General features: G+C 68.7%; 22 protein-coding genes. 2 read left to right on the top strand and 20 right to left on the bottom strand.

Annotated elements, in window-relative coordinates:
- Positions 1-2: 2 nt before the first annotated feature.
- The 12 genes from ACIBBH_RS34045 to ACIBBH_RS33990 form a co-directional block, all read right to left on the bottom strand.
- A complete protein-coding gene (locus ACIBBH_RS34045; RefSeq protein ID WP_399411380.1) occupies positions 3-707 on the bottom strand; it encodes a hypothetical protein in 705 nt (234 codons plus the stop codon).
- Positions 708-740: 33 nt separating this feature from the next.
- The gene (locus ACIBBH_RS34040) at positions 741-1,514 is read right to left on the bottom strand and encodes a hypothetical protein (protein ID WP_399411379.1); all 774 of its coding nucleotides are present in this window, start codon (positions 1,512-1,514) and stop codon (positions 741-743) included.
- Between the two features lie 32 nt (positions 1,515-1,546).
- Positions 1,547-2,233 (bottom strand): PP2C family protein-serine/threonine phosphatase, encoded by a 687-nt coding sequence (locus tag ACIBBH_RS34035; RefSeq protein WP_399411377.1) that lies wholly within the window; start codon positions 2,231-2,233, stop codon positions 1,547-1,549.
- Positions 2,234-2,323: 90 nt separating this feature from the next.
- Entirely contained in the window at positions 2,324-3,007 is a 684-nt protein-coding gene (locus tag ACIBBH_RS34030) for a hypothetical protein (protein WP_399411375.1), read from the bottom strand.
- Between the two features lie 62 nt (positions 3,008-3,069).
- Positions 3,070-3,381 (bottom strand): hypothetical protein, encoded by a 312-nt coding sequence (locus ACIBBH_RS34025; RefSeq protein ID WP_399411373.1) that lies wholly within the window; start codon positions 3,379-3,381, stop codon positions 3,070-3,072.
- A gap of 46 nt (positions 3,382-3,427) precedes the next feature.
- On the bottom strand, positions 3,428-3,748 hold the full coding sequence (locus tag ACIBBH_RS34020; protein ID WP_399411371.1) for a hypothetical protein: 321 nt from the start codon (positions 3,746-3,748) through the stop codon (positions 3,428-3,430).
- A gap of 85 nt (positions 3,749-3,833) precedes the next feature.
- Entirely contained in the window at positions 3,834-4,616 is a 783-nt protein-coding gene (locus ACIBBH_RS34015) for a helix-turn-helix domain-containing protein (protein ID WP_399411369.1), read from the bottom strand.
- Positions 4,613-4,939: a helix-turn-helix domain-containing protein gene (locus ACIBBH_RS34010; RefSeq protein WP_399411367.1), complete on the bottom strand. Its 327-nt coding sequence runs from the start codon at positions 4,937-4,939 to the stop codon at positions 4,613-4,615. The genes ACIBBH_RS34015 and ACIBBH_RS34010 overlap by 4 nt, the downstream gene beginning before the upstream one ends.
- 7 nt (positions 4,940-4,946) lie before the next feature.
- Positions 4,947-5,687 (bottom strand): hypothetical protein, encoded by a 741-nt coding sequence (locus ACIBBH_RS34005; RefSeq protein ID WP_399411365.1) that lies wholly within the window; start codon positions 5,685-5,687, stop codon positions 4,947-4,949.
- Positions 5,688-5,782: 95 nt separating this feature from the next.
- A complete protein-coding gene (locus tag ACIBBH_RS34000) occupies positions 5,783-6,883 on the bottom strand; it encodes a PD-(D/E)XK nuclease family protein (protein ID WP_399411363.1) in 1,101 nt (366 codons plus the stop codon).
- Positions 6,884-6,937: 54 nt separating this feature from the next.
- Entirely contained in the window at positions 6,938-8,107 is a 1,170-nt protein-coding gene (locus ACIBBH_RS33995; protein WP_399411361.1) for a recombinase RecT, read from the bottom strand.
- Between the two features lie 116 nt (positions 8,108-8,223).
- The gene (locus ACIBBH_RS33990) at positions 8,224-8,583 is read right to left on the bottom strand and encodes a hypothetical protein (protein WP_399411359.1); all 360 of its coding nucleotides are present in this window, start codon (positions 8,581-8,583) and stop codon (positions 8,224-8,226) included.
- 203 nt (positions 8,584-8,786) lie between these two features.
- Between ACIBBH_RS33990 and ACIBBH_RS33985 the strand changes: the two genes are divergently transcribed.
- Positions 8,787-9,095 (top strand): hypothetical protein, encoded by a 309-nt coding sequence (locus tag ACIBBH_RS33985; RefSeq protein WP_399411357.1) that lies wholly within the window; start codon positions 8,787-8,789, stop codon positions 9,093-9,095.
- A gap of 3 nt (positions 9,096-9,098) precedes the next feature.
- Here the strand turns inward: ACIBBH_RS33985 and ACIBBH_RS33980 are convergent, their stop codons facing one another.
- Entirely contained in the window at positions 9,099-9,749 is a 651-nt protein-coding gene (locus tag ACIBBH_RS33980) for a hypothetical protein (protein WP_399411355.1), read from the bottom strand.
- Positions 9,750-9,833: 84 nt separating this feature from the next.
- Positions 9,834-10,370 carry a hypothetical protein gene (locus ACIBBH_RS33975; protein WP_399411353.1) on the bottom strand — a complete coding sequence of 179 codons (537 nt, stop codon included), beginning with the start codon at positions 10,368-10,370 and terminating at the stop codon, positions 9,834-9,836.
- Positions 10,371-10,574: 204 nt separating this feature from the next.
- Between ACIBBH_RS33975 and ACIBBH_RS33970 the strand changes: the two genes are divergently transcribed.
- Positions 10,575-10,931, top strand: a complete 357-nt coding sequence (locus tag ACIBBH_RS33970) for a hypothetical protein (RefSeq protein ID WP_399411351.1) — start codon at positions 10,575-10,577, stop codon at positions 10,929-10,931.
- Here the strand turns inward: ACIBBH_RS33970 and ACIBBH_RS33965 are convergent.
- The 6 genes from ACIBBH_RS33965 to ACIBBH_RS33940 all read right to left on the bottom strand — a co-directional run bounded on the left by ACIBBH_RS33965 (position 10,898) and on the right by ACIBBH_RS33940 (position 15,644).
- Complete coding sequence (locus ACIBBH_RS33965) at positions 10,898-11,155, bottom strand: hypothetical protein (RefSeq protein WP_399411349.1); 258 nt, start codon at positions 11,153-11,155, stop codon at positions 10,898-10,900. The two genes, ACIBBH_RS33970 and ACIBBH_RS33965, sit on opposite strands and share 34 nt — an antisense overlap.
- Before the next feature lie 43 nt (positions 11,156-11,198).
- Positions 11,199-11,444: a hypothetical protein gene (locus ACIBBH_RS33960; protein ID WP_399411347.1), complete on the bottom strand. Its 246-nt coding sequence runs from the start codon at positions 11,442-11,444 to the stop codon at positions 11,199-11,201.
- A gap of 17 nt (positions 11,445-11,461) precedes the next feature.
- The gene (locus ACIBBH_RS33955) at positions 11,462-11,725 is read right to left on the bottom strand and encodes a hypothetical protein (protein ID WP_399411345.1); all 264 of its coding nucleotides are present in this window, start codon (positions 11,723-11,725) and stop codon (positions 11,462-11,464) included.
- 27 nt (positions 11,726-11,752) lie between these two features.
- A complete protein-coding gene (locus ACIBBH_RS33950; RefSeq protein ID WP_399411343.1) occupies positions 11,753-12,628 on the bottom strand; it encodes a peptidoglycan-binding protein in 876 nt (291 codons plus the stop codon).
- 187 nt (positions 12,629-12,815) lie between these two features.
- Positions 12,816-13,142 carry a hypothetical protein gene (locus ACIBBH_RS33945; protein WP_399411341.1) on the bottom strand — a complete coding sequence of 109 codons (327 nt, stop codon included), beginning with the start codon at positions 13,140-13,142 and terminating at the stop codon, positions 12,816-12,818.
- 312 nt (positions 13,143-13,454) lie between these two features.
- A complete protein-coding gene (locus ACIBBH_RS33940) occupies positions 13,455-15,644 on the bottom strand; it encodes a hypothetical protein (protein ID WP_399411339.1) in 2,190 nt (729 codons plus the stop codon).

Genomic DNA, 15,644 nt, shown 5'->3' with positions numbered 1-15,644 from the left:
ACTCACTCCTCTCCGCCCTCGGACTGCGGGAGCAGGAAGAAGGCGGTGTGATCCGCCGGGCCGCCGACCCGTGCCAGGTATCGCGCGCGGAGGTGCGGCAGGGCCTGGATCTGCCGGACGAGCCCACTGATCGACCGATCGGTGTCCTCTGACCACAGTGGCCGGTCGTCGCGAGCGTGGATCTCCAGGTTCAGCCCAGTGGCGTCGACCACCGTCACGCTGGTGATGCGAGGCGTCCTGCCGGCCAGGTCGGCCGTGAGCAGCTGTGCGTCCGCGTGGTGGGCGCGAACGAGTTCGGCAATCTGGGTGGCACGGTCGTACGGCGGGAGATCGAGGATCCAGTGCCGGCCGACCGGTTCCGGGCGTACGGCGCTCCATGCGACCGAGTCGTGTCCGGCGAGCGCAGTGGTCAGGTCCTCGTCGAGTTCCATGATGTCGAGGGAGGTCATGTCCAGTCTGGCGTCGAGCACTCGCCGCTCGGCTCCATCCGACTCGCTCGCCCACAAGGCGCGCAACTCCACTTCGCGGTTGTGAGAGAAGTGCTCGAACGTCAGGTGCGTGGTGTCGGGGTAGGCGGCGCGGATGCGTGCGGTGACGTGGTCCAGGACGGCGATCTCGTACTGGGCCTGAGCCTTGGTGACGGCCCGGACGGCCCGCTGGCGGTGGCGCAGGGCTTCTGCGGCCTGCTCTGCGATGCTGTTGGTCATCAGAGGTGTGTCCTTCCAGAAGGGGGACCTGAGTCAGGGGCGGGGGGTCCTGTCGGAGGCCGCCCCGCGATACGGGAAGACGAGCTGCCACAGCTGCCCCTCGTGCTCGGAGGCGAGGTCCACGCACGAGGTCAGATGGCGACTGCGCAGGTGCTGCAGGGCATAGAGCTGGCCGAGGACGCGGGCCAGTTCGTGGGACACGTCGTGCGGCCACGGGCTGTCCGCCGTCTCCGGGGAGCATCGCGGGCACGGGATGCTGACCGTCTCGCCACCGACCACCCCGACCCGCTCGAAGCCGACAGTGATGCGTCCGTCGTGTGCCTCGAAGCGGCAGATCAGCGATTCGGCGTCGGGGACGTGATGGCGGACGATGGCGGCGACGGTGGCGGCGCGGTCGGCCGGCGGGAGGGTGAGCCAGCGGCGGTCGCGGTGCTCGTAGACGGGGTGCGGCTCGACGACGCCCCAGTGGTGGAGAAACGAGTCGGTCAGCACGCGGCCGAGGTCGTCAACGAGCTCGTCGAGGTCCAGCGGTCCGTCCCGCCACTCCTGTTCCGGGTCGTCGTGGGGGTCGTACAGGAGGCGGCAGGTGCCGATCGCGGACTCCTGGGCGCTCCAGATGCCGTGCAGCTCAACGTCGCCGTCGGCGTCGATGCCGATCTCGAGGTATTCGGCCTCGGGGTGGGCCAGGCGCACGCGAGCGGCGATGTCGTCGTGGATTGCTAGGAAGAGCGTCTGACCCGCCTGGACGTAGGCGGTCGCGAGATCGTTGAGCGGGAGCTGAGTGGGTCGAAGTTGCTCGTCACTCATGGCGGTTGACTCCTTCAGATGCGTTGGATTGATCAGCGCGCACGACGGCGCAGGACGATGGCGGTCGCGTTGTCCGGGCCGTCGGCGCCGGCCGCGCCGACGAGGAGCTCGGCGCCGTCGTTCGGGTCGTCGCACAGGAGGGCGTCGACGATGGTCTGTTCGGTGACGCTCCGGCTGACGCCGTCGGTGCACAGCAGGACGGCGGCGGTGCGGTGCGCGGGCAGGGACGTGGTCACGAACTCGTGGCGTGCGACGGTGCGCGTGACCTTGCGGTCGTACATCGGCAACGTGCCGCTCCGTGCGGCGTGACGGCGGATGCGCTCGCCGAGCGAGTGGTCGTACGTGGCGCGCTGGAGCTCCCCGTTGGTGGTGAGGGCGTAGGCGCGGCACAGCCCGGCCCAGGTGATCTGGATGCGACTGTGGGCGGGGTCGAACAGCGCGGTGACGATGGAGGCGTCCGCGGCGATGCCGCTGGCGGCGAGCTTGCTGCGGGCGCCGATGCAGCCGAACTCAGGCGCGGAGGCGAGTGCCGTGTTGGCGGCCGCCTCGGCGGTCAGCTCGGCGGCGTCGGCCGCCGCGGTGGTGTCACCGATCCCGTCGGTGACGGCCACGGCGATACGGCCGGTGGCCCGGTCGCCGCCGACGGAGAAGGCGTCCGCCTGTACTTCGCGGCGGCCTTGTAGTTGCGCGCCGCCCGCGCGCCATGGTGTTCGGGACATCGCTGGACTCCTTTGCGTGCGAAGGGGATGGGAAGGCCCGCCCGGGGCCGCAGCCGCTCGCACCAGCGCGGCCCGGGCGGGGGATTGGGGCTACGGGTTGCCGACCGCGCTGAGCTGGGCCGTCGAGGCGACGAACTGTGCGCAGGAGCCGAAGCGTTCGCGCGGCGTGTGCTCCCTCTCCCACTGACCGCAGCGAGCACACGTGGGCTGGACGTGTCCCGGCGCGGGGCGCGCGACGTACGCGCCGGGCAAACCCCCGTCGGTGAAGATGACGACCCCGGTGGCCTCCTCGAGGCTCGCGGCGCCCCGGCCGCGCTGGATGGCCTCGCGCAGGGTGCGGCGCAGCAGGCCGCCGGACCAGTCGACGCCCGGGCTGCTGTCGGCTCGCGGGTCCTCGTAGGTGACGCGGTAGGCGGGAAACGTCGCCTCCTCGGGGTCGGTGAGGGGGCGGGCCCAGAACTGGACGGGGCGGTCGTCGTCGTGCCGCTCGGGCATCGGGGCGACGGCGGAGACGATGCGCATGATCAGGTCGCCGTTGTCGCCGAGTCCGGCTTGCCGGGCCGCGTGGGCGCACAGTTCCTTGAAGCCGGAGACGCCGTAGGCGGCGAGCCACCGGTCCGGCGTCAGCTCCCCGCCGAAGTTCCTCCGGAAGTCGGCGCGGTCGCGGCGCTGGACAGCGGCGATGATGCTGACCGCGCGGTCGATCACGTCCGGCGCGATGCCGTACTTGGCGGCTTCGGCGTGCAGTAACTGCTCACGGGTGGGCTGGTCCACTTCTCTCTCTCCTTCGTGGATGCCGGGCCCCGGTGGTCCAGGGGCCCGTGGTCGGTGGGGCGCTACGGGTTGGCCGGGGGCCGCTGGTCGAAGTGCTCGGCCGCGGTGCCGTGCAGGACGTTCAGCCGGGCCGACAGGCGCTTGCCGAGCGTGCGGCCGTGCATGTCGATGCCGCTCTCGTGGCTGACGGACTCCAGGCGCCATCGGCGGTGACCGTCGTCGAGCGTGAAGTCGTACAGCTCGGCGGGCCTGGATCCACGCAGTGTCAGGACGCGCACGGACCTGCCGTCCGGGTCGGTACGGAGGGCGGGCGGGCCCTGGACGCGCGCCGCGAGCACTATCGCGGCGATGTCGGACAGCGGGAGGCCGCTCATTGGTTTCCTCGCACTCTGGTTGGTACACCCAGCGTGGAGCCGGGTGTCAGATGTCTGTCACCACACATGTCACGGGCGTGCGTAAGCGCCGCGCGAGATCAGATGTCCGGGTACAGGTCCTTGCGGCCAGTGGTCTCGCGTAGGCGCAGACGAGCAGCCGTCCGGCACCCTCGACTCCGAGCACCTCGGTGATGAACTGCACCGGGGTCACCGGGCGGTCGATCGCCTCGCCGTAGGCGCGGGCCAGAGCTTCGCCGATATTGCGTGCCAGCTCCTGTGTCTGCGTGAACTGCTGCGGCATGACGCCCTGGGTGGCGAGCCTGCTGGTGAGCGCTCGACGCTCGTCGGGGGTGAGGTGTCGGAACACTGGTTGGGCCTCCTGGTGGCGTGGGTTCTGATTGGTGACGTTGATAACATTTTATCAATCTTGATCACCGTGTGTCAAGTGTCCTTTATCTTCGAGGGTTCGCCTTCCCGGAGCGATCGCGCTTGATGGCCTCACGTACGGCCCGGCGCGGCCCGTCCAAGGCGCCCTGGGCCTGGAGTTCCGCGGCGCGGACGCGTCGCGCCCGGTCCTCCTCGAACCACCGGCGGTCCCGGCTGCGGGCGCGCTGATCCTTCTCGCGGTTCTCCTGAGCCGCAGCGGCGGCACGCCGGGCACGCGGACTGGTGCCGCAGCCACGGCAGTTGGCAGCAGGGGAATCCGGGTGCGCCACACAGCCGCCGGACCCGCGACGACCGTAACCATCCGCCGGGGGTATGGGGTTCTTCTGGTGGTTCCCTGACGGTTCCCCGGCCAGTTTGGCCGGTTCCCCCTCCGAATTTGGCCGCTGGTCAGACTGGCCGGTGGCCATTTTGGCCGCCTGTTTCGTCCGCCTTCCGCCGCTCTTCTTTCCTGCCCTCTTCGCCTCCGGTTCGGGGACGTCGGAACCGTCCGTCGTTGAGGCTGACGGCGGTGGCGTCTGCGGACGCGGGGCGTGGATCGTGTAGCGGTTGCTGGTGCGGCGCCCGTCCGAGAACCGGGCTTGGGAGACGATGAAGCCCTCCTGCTCCAGCCACTCCAGGTGCCGGCGTACGGTGCGCTCACCCTGGCTCGTCTTCTCCGCCAGCGTGGCCTGTCCGGGGAAGCAGGACCAAGACTCGTCGGCGAAGTCGCACAGCGCGAGCAGCACCAGCTTCGCGCCCGGCTTGGGGATGTTCTGCCGGAAGGCCCAGGCCATGGCCTCGATGCTCAACTGCGGTCCCCTTCCTTCTTCCAGGCCGCCCGCCAGCGCGTGATGGTGCGGGGCTCGACGTTGAGGCGTTCGGCGATCTCGTCCGCCGCCAGTTCGGCCCGGGTCATGAGCCGTGCGGCGAGCTCCTGCTCGGCCTCGTTGAGGCTGGGGAGCGGGAGATCTCCGTTGACGACCCGTTCGACGGCCAGGAAGTCGACGCCGGCTACGCCCGTGGTCGTCGTGCTGACGTACACGCGACGTCCGGGCTCGCGGGTGGGGTCGGTGCCGCTGATGACGAACGCGGAGGCGACGTTGTGTGGCCGGGGCGAGTAGGTGGTGGGCACGACCGGCTCACACCTCGTCCAGGTCGCGGCCGCAGTCCAGGGCGTCGCTGTGCGCGCCGCCGTGGCCCGTGGGCCGGGCACACGGCGTGTGGTCGACGAAGGATGGGACCCCACATGGACCGACCGGCCGGCCGTCGCTCTCCATGACGGCGAGAGCCTGCCCCGGCAGGTCAGTGCGCAGAAGCCGGCTGGCCTCGGCAGTGATCTGCTCCAGCGTGACCGCGACCGCGCGTGCTCTGTCACGCTGTGCCAGGGCCTGGGCCGCCTTGGCGCGCCAGCCCGATGCCTCGTCCCTCAACTGGGAGATGACCGGCATCACGACGTTCATGAGGGAGTCGGTGATGTCTCCGGCGTGGTCGGCGTACGCCATGCGCGGCCAGTTCGTGGTGAGCGCGTCGGCCAGCCGATGGCGGACGAGGTCCGCGGTCAGCGGGTGGGGCGGCTCCGTGGGGTCGTCGGGCGGCATCGGGCCGTCCAGGATGGCCGCGAGGTGGAGCAGCAGGCCGATGACGTCGACATCGTCGGTTTCGAAGGCAGCCATCTCGTGCAGCGTGCGCTCGATGCGCGACTGGGCGCCGAGCGGCGCCACGCCGGACGCATCCCCGTAGAGCGGCAGGGCTGCCAGGCAGGCGTCAGCCGCTCGGTAGTGAGGCGCGGCGGCGGTAGGGGAGAGTTCGGGCAGCGGGCGGTCGCCGTACGCCCTGGCCAGGATGTCCGCGAGGTGCTCGCGGGGCATGGATGTGGACATGATTTCCCCCTCCAAGGGTTGTCCGGTGAGCAGGTGCGGACCGGGGCCACCCGCGGTCGGTTCCGTGGTACGGCGGCCCCGGGGCGGGTGGTGGGTCAGCTCGTCTCGGGGATGCGGGAGACGCTGATGGTGCGCGAGGTCCGGCCGCCGGAACGCATGGGGATGTCGATACCGAGGCCGTCGAGGATCCGGGTCATCGCCTCGGGGTCGGGCTCGGGCGGTCGCGGGTTGCCGCCGGACCACGACAGTTTGAAAGCGCCGTACGTGCCGGCGTCGGCGGCGTCCAGCATCTTCCGGGCCTTGGCCTTACGCTTCTTCGCCGCGCTCTCCACCTCGGCGGCGTCGGCGTAGGCGCGCAGGGCCTCGGTGATGGCAGCAGAGTCCTTGGCGAGGATGGTCTGCGGGGCCCGGTCGTCGGCGAGCTGGTCGAGGTTCCAGCAGGCCGTCTTAAACGGGCAGTTGTCACAGATGATCGACAGGCCGGGGCCGTCGAGGTCGCGCGGCATGGCCTCCGGCTCGGGGCTGGCCAGCACGTCCTCGGCCCACGCCAGGGCCTGTTTCGTGACGTCCTCGTCGTACGCGCGCTGGTGGACGACGACCTGCCCGTACTCACGCCCGACATAGCGCAGCCGTACGACGTCGACCGGCAGCGGTTCACCGGTCGGCAAACCGGGGTGGTCCTTGAGACCGCCGGTGCGCAGCAGGTGCGCGTACAGGTGGACCTGGAACCACTCCGCCTGGCTGGGGCCCTGGCGTACGACGACGTCGAGGGCCCGGGTGCTCTTGGTCTTGACGTCCTCCACGACGCCCACGTCGCTGAGGGGTGAGCCTTCCACGGCTTCGTGTCCGACGACCTGGCGGTGCAGGGAGTCCGGAGCCCAGTAGGCGTCGGCGTGGCCCAGGATCACCCCGTCGGTGAGTTCCAGCTCGGTCCAGGCGCCGTACTGCTCGCGGAGGACGCGCAGGATGCCCTCGTGCAGCCAGGTGCCGAGGATCGCGGCGTGCATGTTGTCGGTGAGGTCGGTCGGCCAGGTGCCGTGTAGCTCGTACGCGGCACGGCGTCTGCACAGGCCGATCGACGAGGGGCCGAGGAGGCGCTGCCGCGAGCGGGGCCGGGCGCGGTCGTCGCGGTGCGCGCCTCTCCAGAGGTCGGGGACGGGGACGCCGAGGTTCTCGGCGATGCTGTCGGTGGTCATGATGATCTCGCACTCTGTTGGGAGGGCTGCCCGGTTGCCATGCGGGCAGGAGGGCTACTGCGCTGGGCTGGTGGCGGACTTGCTCCGGGAAGACTTCCGGGCGGCCGGCTTCTCGGCAGTGGTCTTCCGCGCCGAGGTCTTCTTCGCGGTGGCCTTCCGCGATGCCGCCTTCTTGGCCGGGGCGCGTCGGCGCGTGGCCGGGGTTTCGGCCCCCGGATCGGCCTGGAGGGGCGCGTCCTCACTGGTCCCACCGTCCGGCTGCAGCGCGTCGAGGAGAGCACGCAACTGCTCGGCGGTGGCGTCCTGGTAGGAGACACCGAAGTCGTCGAAGCACCGCTCGTTGACGGCGTCGAAGCCCACGCCGAGCCGACTGGCAAGCTCCTGAACTTCCCTGCGTGTCTTCTCCAGTTCGGCGCGCGGGTCGATCGGTGAGGGCGTGTCGTTCTCCTTTGCCGCCCCGGTGTCCGACTCCTCTTCGCCGCTGTGGGTGTCGAGGACCTCGCCCTCGACGACGTCCCCGGAGGAGGACTCCTTGCCGTCCCACTGAGACGCGTCCGGCTGTTCCGCTCTCGCGGTCTTGAGTCGCACGGTGGCGGCCTGGACGCGCTCGCGGGACTCAGCCGCGTCGGCCGCGTGCATCTCCTCGTCGACGTGCAGTCCAGACAGGTCCGCTGGGCAGGCCCGACGTAGGGCAAGTGCCTCGGCGACCTTGCTGAGTTGGCTGGCGGGCATCTGGGGCCACAGGCCGCCGAGCTTGTACTCCTGTGCCTCGTAGTCCCACACCTTCGGCGCGTACTCCCGCCAGTGGGCGACCGCGGGGAAGCGAGCATCCCCGCGCCAGACGACGACCTTGCACGCGGTCGGCGGTTCGTCGCGCAGCCACACCGTGTGCTCGCCGCCATCGGCGTCGTACCAGACAAAGTCCTCGTACGCGATGGACTGCCCGGCTCGGTCGGCCGCCCGGCGCGCGATCAGCCGGTAGCCGTCGATCCCGGTCTGGATGGTCCAGCGGATCTCGCCACGCGACTTGCGCTTGATCATGTAGATCTGCCGGCCGAACGGGTCGAGCCCGGACGCCTTGCAGTAGTGGAAGAAGATCCCCAGCTGCGCCGGACTGGCTTCCGCCAGGTCCGGGAAAGCCGCGCGCAGCGCGCGCAACTGCTGGTCCTCGAACGCCTTCTGGTCTTCGCGGATCGCGAGCCAGGTGACCGGAGCATCGGCCACGTCCCCTCCAAGCACCTCGTACCCTTCAATGACGTTCAACTGTCACAACACATGTTGTGATCAATTGAGGTAATCAAAATCTATTTCACTTGATCGCGACCGTCAAGTTTGAGATATCAGACGTCGTCGCTCGTGCGCAGACTGCGCAGCTGGAACACGCCCGCCCACTCCGGGTGTCGCGCGCACAGAAGGCGCGCGTAGCGCGACGTGAAGTTGTTGTTCAGGCGGAACGGCTCGCCGTCCGCGATGTGCGGCGATGACCAGCGAAGCTGCTCGAACAGGGCCTTGACGCCGATGCGTCCGCCGCCAGCCTTGATCCATTGGGTTGTCAGCTCCTCCAGCGCCTCGAGAACCCACGGGTTTGAGGCGTGGAAGTCATCGAACCGTTCGTCGAGCGTGGGCCCCCCGCGCGGCCGAACCTCTGGGTCCGACTCGGGTAGAGCTATGCCGAACGGCAGCTCCTGCTGTCGGTACACGCACCTCACCCCCAAGCTATGACGGTGCACCGTCTGAACACATGTCGAGGTCAACCCTAGAGGCAAGAGCCACGGACTGCGCGGGTAGGGCGGCAAGTTTGGCCTGGTGACGGCGTGGCTACCGATGATGAGTAGCCGCACACGGATGGGGTTGAGTACACCCTCGGATGTCCGCGACACGCGGCGGTGATGGGGTGGGAGCCATGACCACGGACGCCAGCCGCCTTCCGCAGACCTCCCACCCGACGTGGTGGAGGACACCCCTCATCGCGACCCTGCCGGGCCTCCCGCTTCTGGTCAGGGAGTTCACCCTCTTCTGGACCGACGGCTACACCAGCGGCATCGAGGTCATGCTCGTCACGGCGACGGCCCTGCTCGCCATCGCCTGGGCCCTGCCCCACCGACGATCCATGCGGGTCCTGCGCCTGCTGGCCGCCGGTACGGCCCTCGCCCTGGCCGTACTCCCGCTGGTGCTCGCGGTGCTGATGGGCCTGGCCATGGCCTCGGGTTGACGCCTAGCGCCTGGGCCGTACCGTCAGGGAGAAGCCGGCCTCCAGCAGTACGGCCGCGAACGCCGCCACATCCTCGGCGGTGTGTTCCCCCGGCGTGAACGTCCGCGCCTCCGGCAGTGGTGGGGGCGTCGGCTTTGGCTCCGCCGAGGGCTTCCGCCCTCGGGGCTTGATCTGCTCGCGCTCACCTGCCCGAATCCGGTCGATGCCTTCCTGGACGGTGGCGCGTCCGCGCTCCTTGGCGTCCGCGAGGACGGTGTCCAGCAGCCACAGCGGTGATCCGGAGATCAGGGCGTCCTCGGGTGCGAAGCTCTTGCGTACCCGCCACTGGTAGACGTCCATGTACTTCTTGCCGAAGATCCAGGGGATCTCCTTGAGGCCGATGATGTGAGGGAGGTCGGCAGGGTCGTCGACCTCGTACCCGTCGGCGATCTGAGCCTTGTACTCCTTCAGTCGCTGAGCGTCGAACTCGCGGCTGCCGTCCTCGGACAGTCCGAGGACCGTGGGCAGCAGCCAGTATGGATTGCCGGAGATGACGGCGTCCGGCTCTCCGAGTACGCCCCGCGTCTTCCAGAGCTGCGAGGTCTGCCGCTCCACTCCGTAGAGGAACGCGATCTCCGCGTGCCCCAGGAGGTAAGGGAACCGCTTCTTCGCCACGACGCCTCCGTACCCGAGCAGATATAACGAACTTGATGCATCAAGCATAGTTGCTGGAATGACATGCCTGATCGGGGGCAAAGGCTATGAGTGAACAGGCTGGTTACTGACGAGGGCGTCCAGGGCGCTGGCGGACTCCGGCGCGAGTCGGTAGATCCCGTGCACGCTCACCGCGCGCAGCAGTTCCCCGTCCACGACGTGCTTGATGTGCCTCTCGCCACGTCGTGACCGGTAGGTGAGCTGGGTGAGCACGTTGCCGGGGACAGGCGTGTCGAAGGTGAGCGGAGATCCAGGTGGGCCGACCACGACCTCGGTGACGCAACTCGTCTTCAGCGGCTTCCAGTGGGCCAGCCGGAGGTAGTCCTCCATGGCCAAGTGGTCGCCGACCGTGTCGTAGTCCAGCAGGCGGGCCACCTCCATGGACCCGAGCACCCACATCCGTTTGCGGAAGACCCGTATCGGATAGACGCGATCGCCGGGCTTCACCCCAGCGCGCCCGAAGCTCGGCAACGACTGATGTGGCCCGCCGAAGAGCACGCTCAACCTCTCTCCCTCGAAGCCGCCGCGGATGAGCGCTGTGCACAGGTCATTGGTCCACAAGGTGGTGTACGCCTCAGCCATGCCCGGACGGTATCCGGGACCGCCGACAGCGCCGTCTGTGGCCCGTGGAAGCCGTTCTTGTCGGACGTGGCACAGCACTCTAGGCTGTCCTCCTCTTTCCTTTGTGGAACGGCGCCCCGGGATCTGACTCGCACTCTGCCCGGGGCGCTGCCGCGTTCCCCAACGCAGCGGTTGACTGTCAGCCCCGGATGGCAGAGTGCCGGCATGAGTTACGACCTCGCTGTGTGGGAGGGCGCGCCTCCCGCGGACGACGAAGCCGCTGGCAAGCTGTTCGACGCCCTGTACGACCAGTACGTGGCAGCTGACGAGGAGGTCCCGCCGACTCCGGCTATATCGGCTTACGTCTCGGCGCTCCTCGACCAATGGCCCGACCTGACGGAGGACGAGGACGACATCTCGCCTTGGTCGACCGAACCGCTCATCAACGAGGCCAGTGGGCCGTTCATCTACTTTCCGATGCGCTACAGCATGGCTGACGAGGCCAGGGAGTACGCGGCGAACGTCGCCGCGTCCATGGGGCTTGTCTGCTACGACCCCCAGCACAGCCAGCTACTGACGTAGTCCGGTCCGGCCCCGAACGGGCTCAGGTCAGGATGTGGATGAGGAACCACGCGGCGAACCCGGTCCAGGGCGAAGACCGCACGGCCTGGGCGGGTGTGCACGCGAAACCATGCGCGGACGCGCTCGGAGAGGGTGTTGCCGTCCTCGCCGTCCACCAGGGTGAACAACTCGTATGCGAGGCCGATCACGAGCAGGTTGGCCCAGATAAGGTCGGGCGTGGTCAATCGGTTCTCCTTCTTCTCCGAGCTGCTCTGTGATCCGGTTCTGTCAGCGGCCCATCGCCGACCAGATGGCGACGCCGAGAGCGGCGAGTCCTGTGAGCATGCTGATGGTGGGGAGAGGCCAGCGGGCTCGCTCAAGAGCGGTGACGCGGGCGTCGAGCTCCTCGACGTCCTTGTCGATCTGGTCGGACCGCTGGACGAGGAGGGCGAGTTGGCCGTCGATGCGCGCCAGCCCGACTTCGAGGGCACGTCGGAGTTCGGCGAGCTCCAGGGCGATCTCTCCGTCGGGCATGGGCGCTGCTCCTGTGTTCAGTTGATGGTGGTGGAGGCCGGGTCGCTCCTGGCCGGCAGCCATGAGGCCGTACCGGCGCGGCCGAGGAGGGAACCGACGGCACCCTTCACGACGGCGAGGCCCGCGGGGATCGCGGCGATGGCCGCCGACTCAAGCGCGGACAGGGTGATGAGGTTGATCGTGCCGGATGCGAGGAGCAGGCCGAGGAACGCCTCGACGTACGTCAGCACGGCGCGCTCGGCGATGTCGGCGAAGAGTCTGGGAGCAGTGTTGGTGGCCATGGGGGAGGGGTCCTCTCGGGAAGTGCATCAGGGCTTGGGGACGCGGAGCTTGGCCCAGCTAGTCGGGCCCGGGATGCCGTCGGCGTCGTCGCCGACGTAGCCGAGCTTGCGCTGCCAGGCCGCATACGAGCGGCGGTCGGCCTCGGTCCAGCGCGGGCCGGGGCCCTTGGCGTACTGGCCGCAGCCCTCGGCGACGAGGCGCTTGCCCATCGCGGTGATCAGGGCCGAGCGTCGGCCTGTGCGGAAGTAGTCGGCGCCGGGGAACGGCGCGTACTCCGGCTTGTCGGCGTCGGGCTTCGGGGCAGTCGGCTTGCCGCCGAGGAGCTTCGTGACGGCCGCGCGGAAGTCGTCCATCGCGATACCGGCGGGGTCCGGTTTCCTGGGCTGCCACTCCTTGTGGGCGATGACCGAGCGTGCGGTCCAGCTGTGGGCACGGCACAGGGCGGCACTGACCTTGTGCATGGCGTCGAGCTGGGCCTGCGGCCATGCCTGACCGCCACCCGTGTTGATGCACTCGAAGCCGTAGAAGTGGGGGTTGCCGTCGGTGTTCGCCTCGTTGTCCGTCGGCAGGGGCTGCTCCGCGATGACTGCCTTCAGGACATCGCCGTCACCGGCCCCCGCGTGGTTGGCGCGGCCGTACCCGACGAGGTGCACTGTGCCGGAGCGGTCGATGACCCCGTGGCAGAGCGGACCCGGGAGTGAGGTGTAGCCGGTGCGGCAGAGCTCCACCATGCCGGCCTCGGACGAGTACGGACCGGTGTGGTGGATCATGACGCCGTGGACCGGACCCCAGGCGCCCTTGTGGTTGCGGTTGTGGGTGCGCCAGCTGCCGTGCTCGACGACGCGGACGCCGGACTTCTTCAGGACGGCGAGGAACTGGTCTGCGGACAGGGGCTGTGCCACGTCGGGACGCCTTCTCCCCCGCGCCTCCGTGCAGTTGAACGGCGCCAGGAGCCAACTGGCGGTCCCTCAAAGAAGAGCCGCGACCGTCCTTTGCGGCGGGTGGAGGGTCACCCTGCGCTGCCCATCCTATGTACCAGCATCCCAATGGGAGCAAGAGAGTACGCCGTGCTACTGCCCCAAGTTCGCTTCACTGGCGATTACGCGACCCGGGAGTCTGCCACTTCCGATAGATCCGGACGCTGGCAGAGGCAGAGTCGAGCCGCTCCAGCCACGGGTCGCAGTGGATGCCGACCTGTTCAAGGGCAAGTCGGAGCTTCATGGCGATGCCTCTGCTCATACGGACCCGACGAGTCTGCATGATCTGACTCAGCGCATCCTGGCTGTCCACGTCTCGATCCGAGTTCCGGGGCGCGTTGCCCTCCGTCATCCAGTCCTCGGCCAGGCAGCGCATATGTGCTTCGCGATACATGTTGGTGACGCCGCCACGGGTCGTCGTGATCGAGTCGATGTCCACGAGGCGGTTACGGATGGTCTCGCGAGTGTGAGTAAGAGCGCGGTCTGAAGGCATGGCTGGCCGTCCCTGGTTAGATCAGGAGAATGTCATTTCTTGGCGTCCGCTCATTTAAGGGTCCGCTTAATCCTGGCGTCAAGCGATTCCATGGATTCCAACCTGTCGAGGCATGTTGTCGCAGGTCACATGCATCACGCAGGTCGCGCATGTCCGATTTAACTCTTCAGCTCAAATTGGATCCCGTAAATTTGCTTACTCAATTTACGGGCTTCCCGAGTATTGCGAGGGATATTTTTCGCGGTTATGTAGCGGCGGCTATTTGGTGTACGTGACGCGTAGCTGCGGTGGGTAGGTCTGGCCGACGCCCTGGGCGCGGCCGTAGTAGGTCTTGTCCGAGTTGTTCGGGTCCAGGGCGATGCCGCGCCAGCTCGTGGAGTCGAACACCGCGGTGATGTCGACCCATTTGCCGACATTCTTGCCCCAGGTGATCGTCTGTGCCTCGCTGTCGGAGCTGAACGTCGAAGGGCGGGAGGCGTGCTTGTGGGCCTTGATGACGGCTTTGCCGCCGCTGTTGTAGTACCAGTGGTCGAAGTAGAGGTAGACCTCCGCTTTCTGGATGGTGGCGCCGGACAGGTCGGTGGCGAGGGAGGAGGGGAAGCCGATCAGGCTCGCTTGCATGCCGTTGGTGGAGCTGTAGTAGCCCTGCAGGCACTTGTTGCCGTAGTAGGAGTTGTACGCGCCCCGGTTGGCGTAGGAGCCGGACCATGAGGCCGCATAGGTCTTGGTGTAGGTCTTCTTCGGCGGGGTCGTCGTACCGCCGCCGGTGTTGTACTGGCCGGTCTCGGGGAGGTATGCGCCCAAGTCCTCGATGTACATCAGGCCCGGGTGGTTCGAGCCGCCGAATAGGCGCACGGTCTGAACGCTCGGGCCGTTCTGGCAGCGGAAGGCGATCAACAGGCGGTGCAGTCCGGCGCCGAAGGCCGCACCGGATCGGATGGTCTCCAGGTGGATGCGGCGGAAACCAGCCGTGAGCATGGGGAAAATGGCGGACTGGATCTGGGGTGAGGAGATCGTCGGGGTACTTGCGCCGGCGTCCTTGAGGGCGAGGACGAGTTCGCCTCCTGCGGCCGAAGGGGCGGCGTAGCAGTCGAGGACAACGCGGTACATGCGGCTGGTATCCGCGTCGAAGGACAGCTCGACGTAGCCGTAGTCGGTAGTGCCCGCGGTGACCGAAGTGGCCTGGTAGTCGACGGCGACCAGGCCGCGGGCGAAGCCGGAAATACGGGTCTCGAAGGGGTCGCCGCCGATCGTGAGTGCCCCGGCGACCGCAAGGTCGGCGAAGCCAGCGTTGCCGCTCTGGTCGATCGTGGCGACCGGAGCGCCGTCGGTACGCAGGGTGAGGTAGTTGGGTGCGCCGGTGATCAGTGAGACGGCTTCGTCGCCGTCCTCGTCGTAAAGGCGCAGGCCGAGCGGGGAGATCTCTGAGCGGGCCCCGGTGGGGGCGGTGGTGAGGGCGGGGCGGCACTCGATGTTGTCGAACCAGACCGCGCCCGCTGTGCCGGACGTGGCCTGGAGGCGGACCTGTCCGTACGCGGCCGAGGGAGGGGCCTTGAGCAGAGGGCCGGTGAGGCGGCGCCAGGTGTCGTCGGGCGTCGGGGTGGTGGTCGAGATGACGCCGGAGCTGAGCCACGTGCCGTTCGTGTCGTACCAGCGCAGGGCAAGCAGGACGCCGTTTCCGGCGTAGTCGGTTGAGACCTTGTAGTCGGCGGCGAGCCAGAACTGATCTCCCGGCGTGACCGGGAAGCGGTCGTAGAAGAGGGAGCGGGAGGAGCCGGAGGACGCGTTGTCAATGCGTAGGGCATGCGCGGAGTTGTTGCCGCCTTCCGTCACAACGACGAGGTTCTGGCCGGTGATCTGCCCGGCGACGACACCGGTCTCGAAGCTGGGGTCGGGCACGAGGTTGCCGGTCGCTCCGATCTCCAGGTCGCCCGGGCCGACGGTGCCGGGGGCGCGCGGCCCTACAGCCGGGGACGGTGCGGAGGCAGCGCCGGAGGTGTTGCGGCCGACGAGCCGTACGTACAGCGGTGCGCTCGCGGTGATGATCAGGGTGCCGCCCTGCGGGGACTCGAGTGTGCCGCGCAGGGTCGCCGGGCCCGGGATGAAGTCGGCCTCGGCCGCGGTGTGGACCTCGGCGCGAGCCCAGTCGAGAGGCGGGGCCGGTGCGTCGGCGAAGGTGCCGTCCCAGGTCACGGCGATACCGCCGATCGCCGGGGCAAGAACCGGCGCGGTCGGCTGCGGCGGAGGTGGGCCGTTGACGATGTTGACGGCGGTGGTCCCGTCCGGCTGCTGGCCGATGACGGCGCGAAGGGAGCCGTTCTCGTCGTAGACGTCCAGCGCGCCGTTCTCGATGGAGGAGTGAGCGAGGCGGGAGGTGCGGTTCTGCTGGGTAAGGCGGCGCTCGAGGGCGGCGATGCGGGCTGCTAGGCGCGCCAGGTCGTTGGACAT

This window comes from Streptomyces sp. NPDC051636 (assembly GCF_044453765.1).
In the GTDB taxonomy this organism is placed as follows: domain Bacteria; phylum Actinomycetota; class Actinomycetes; order Streptomycetales; family Streptomycetaceae; genus Streptomyces.
Note: the sequence above shows the minus strand (reverse complement) of the source record. Positions and strands in the feature narration are given on the sequence as shown.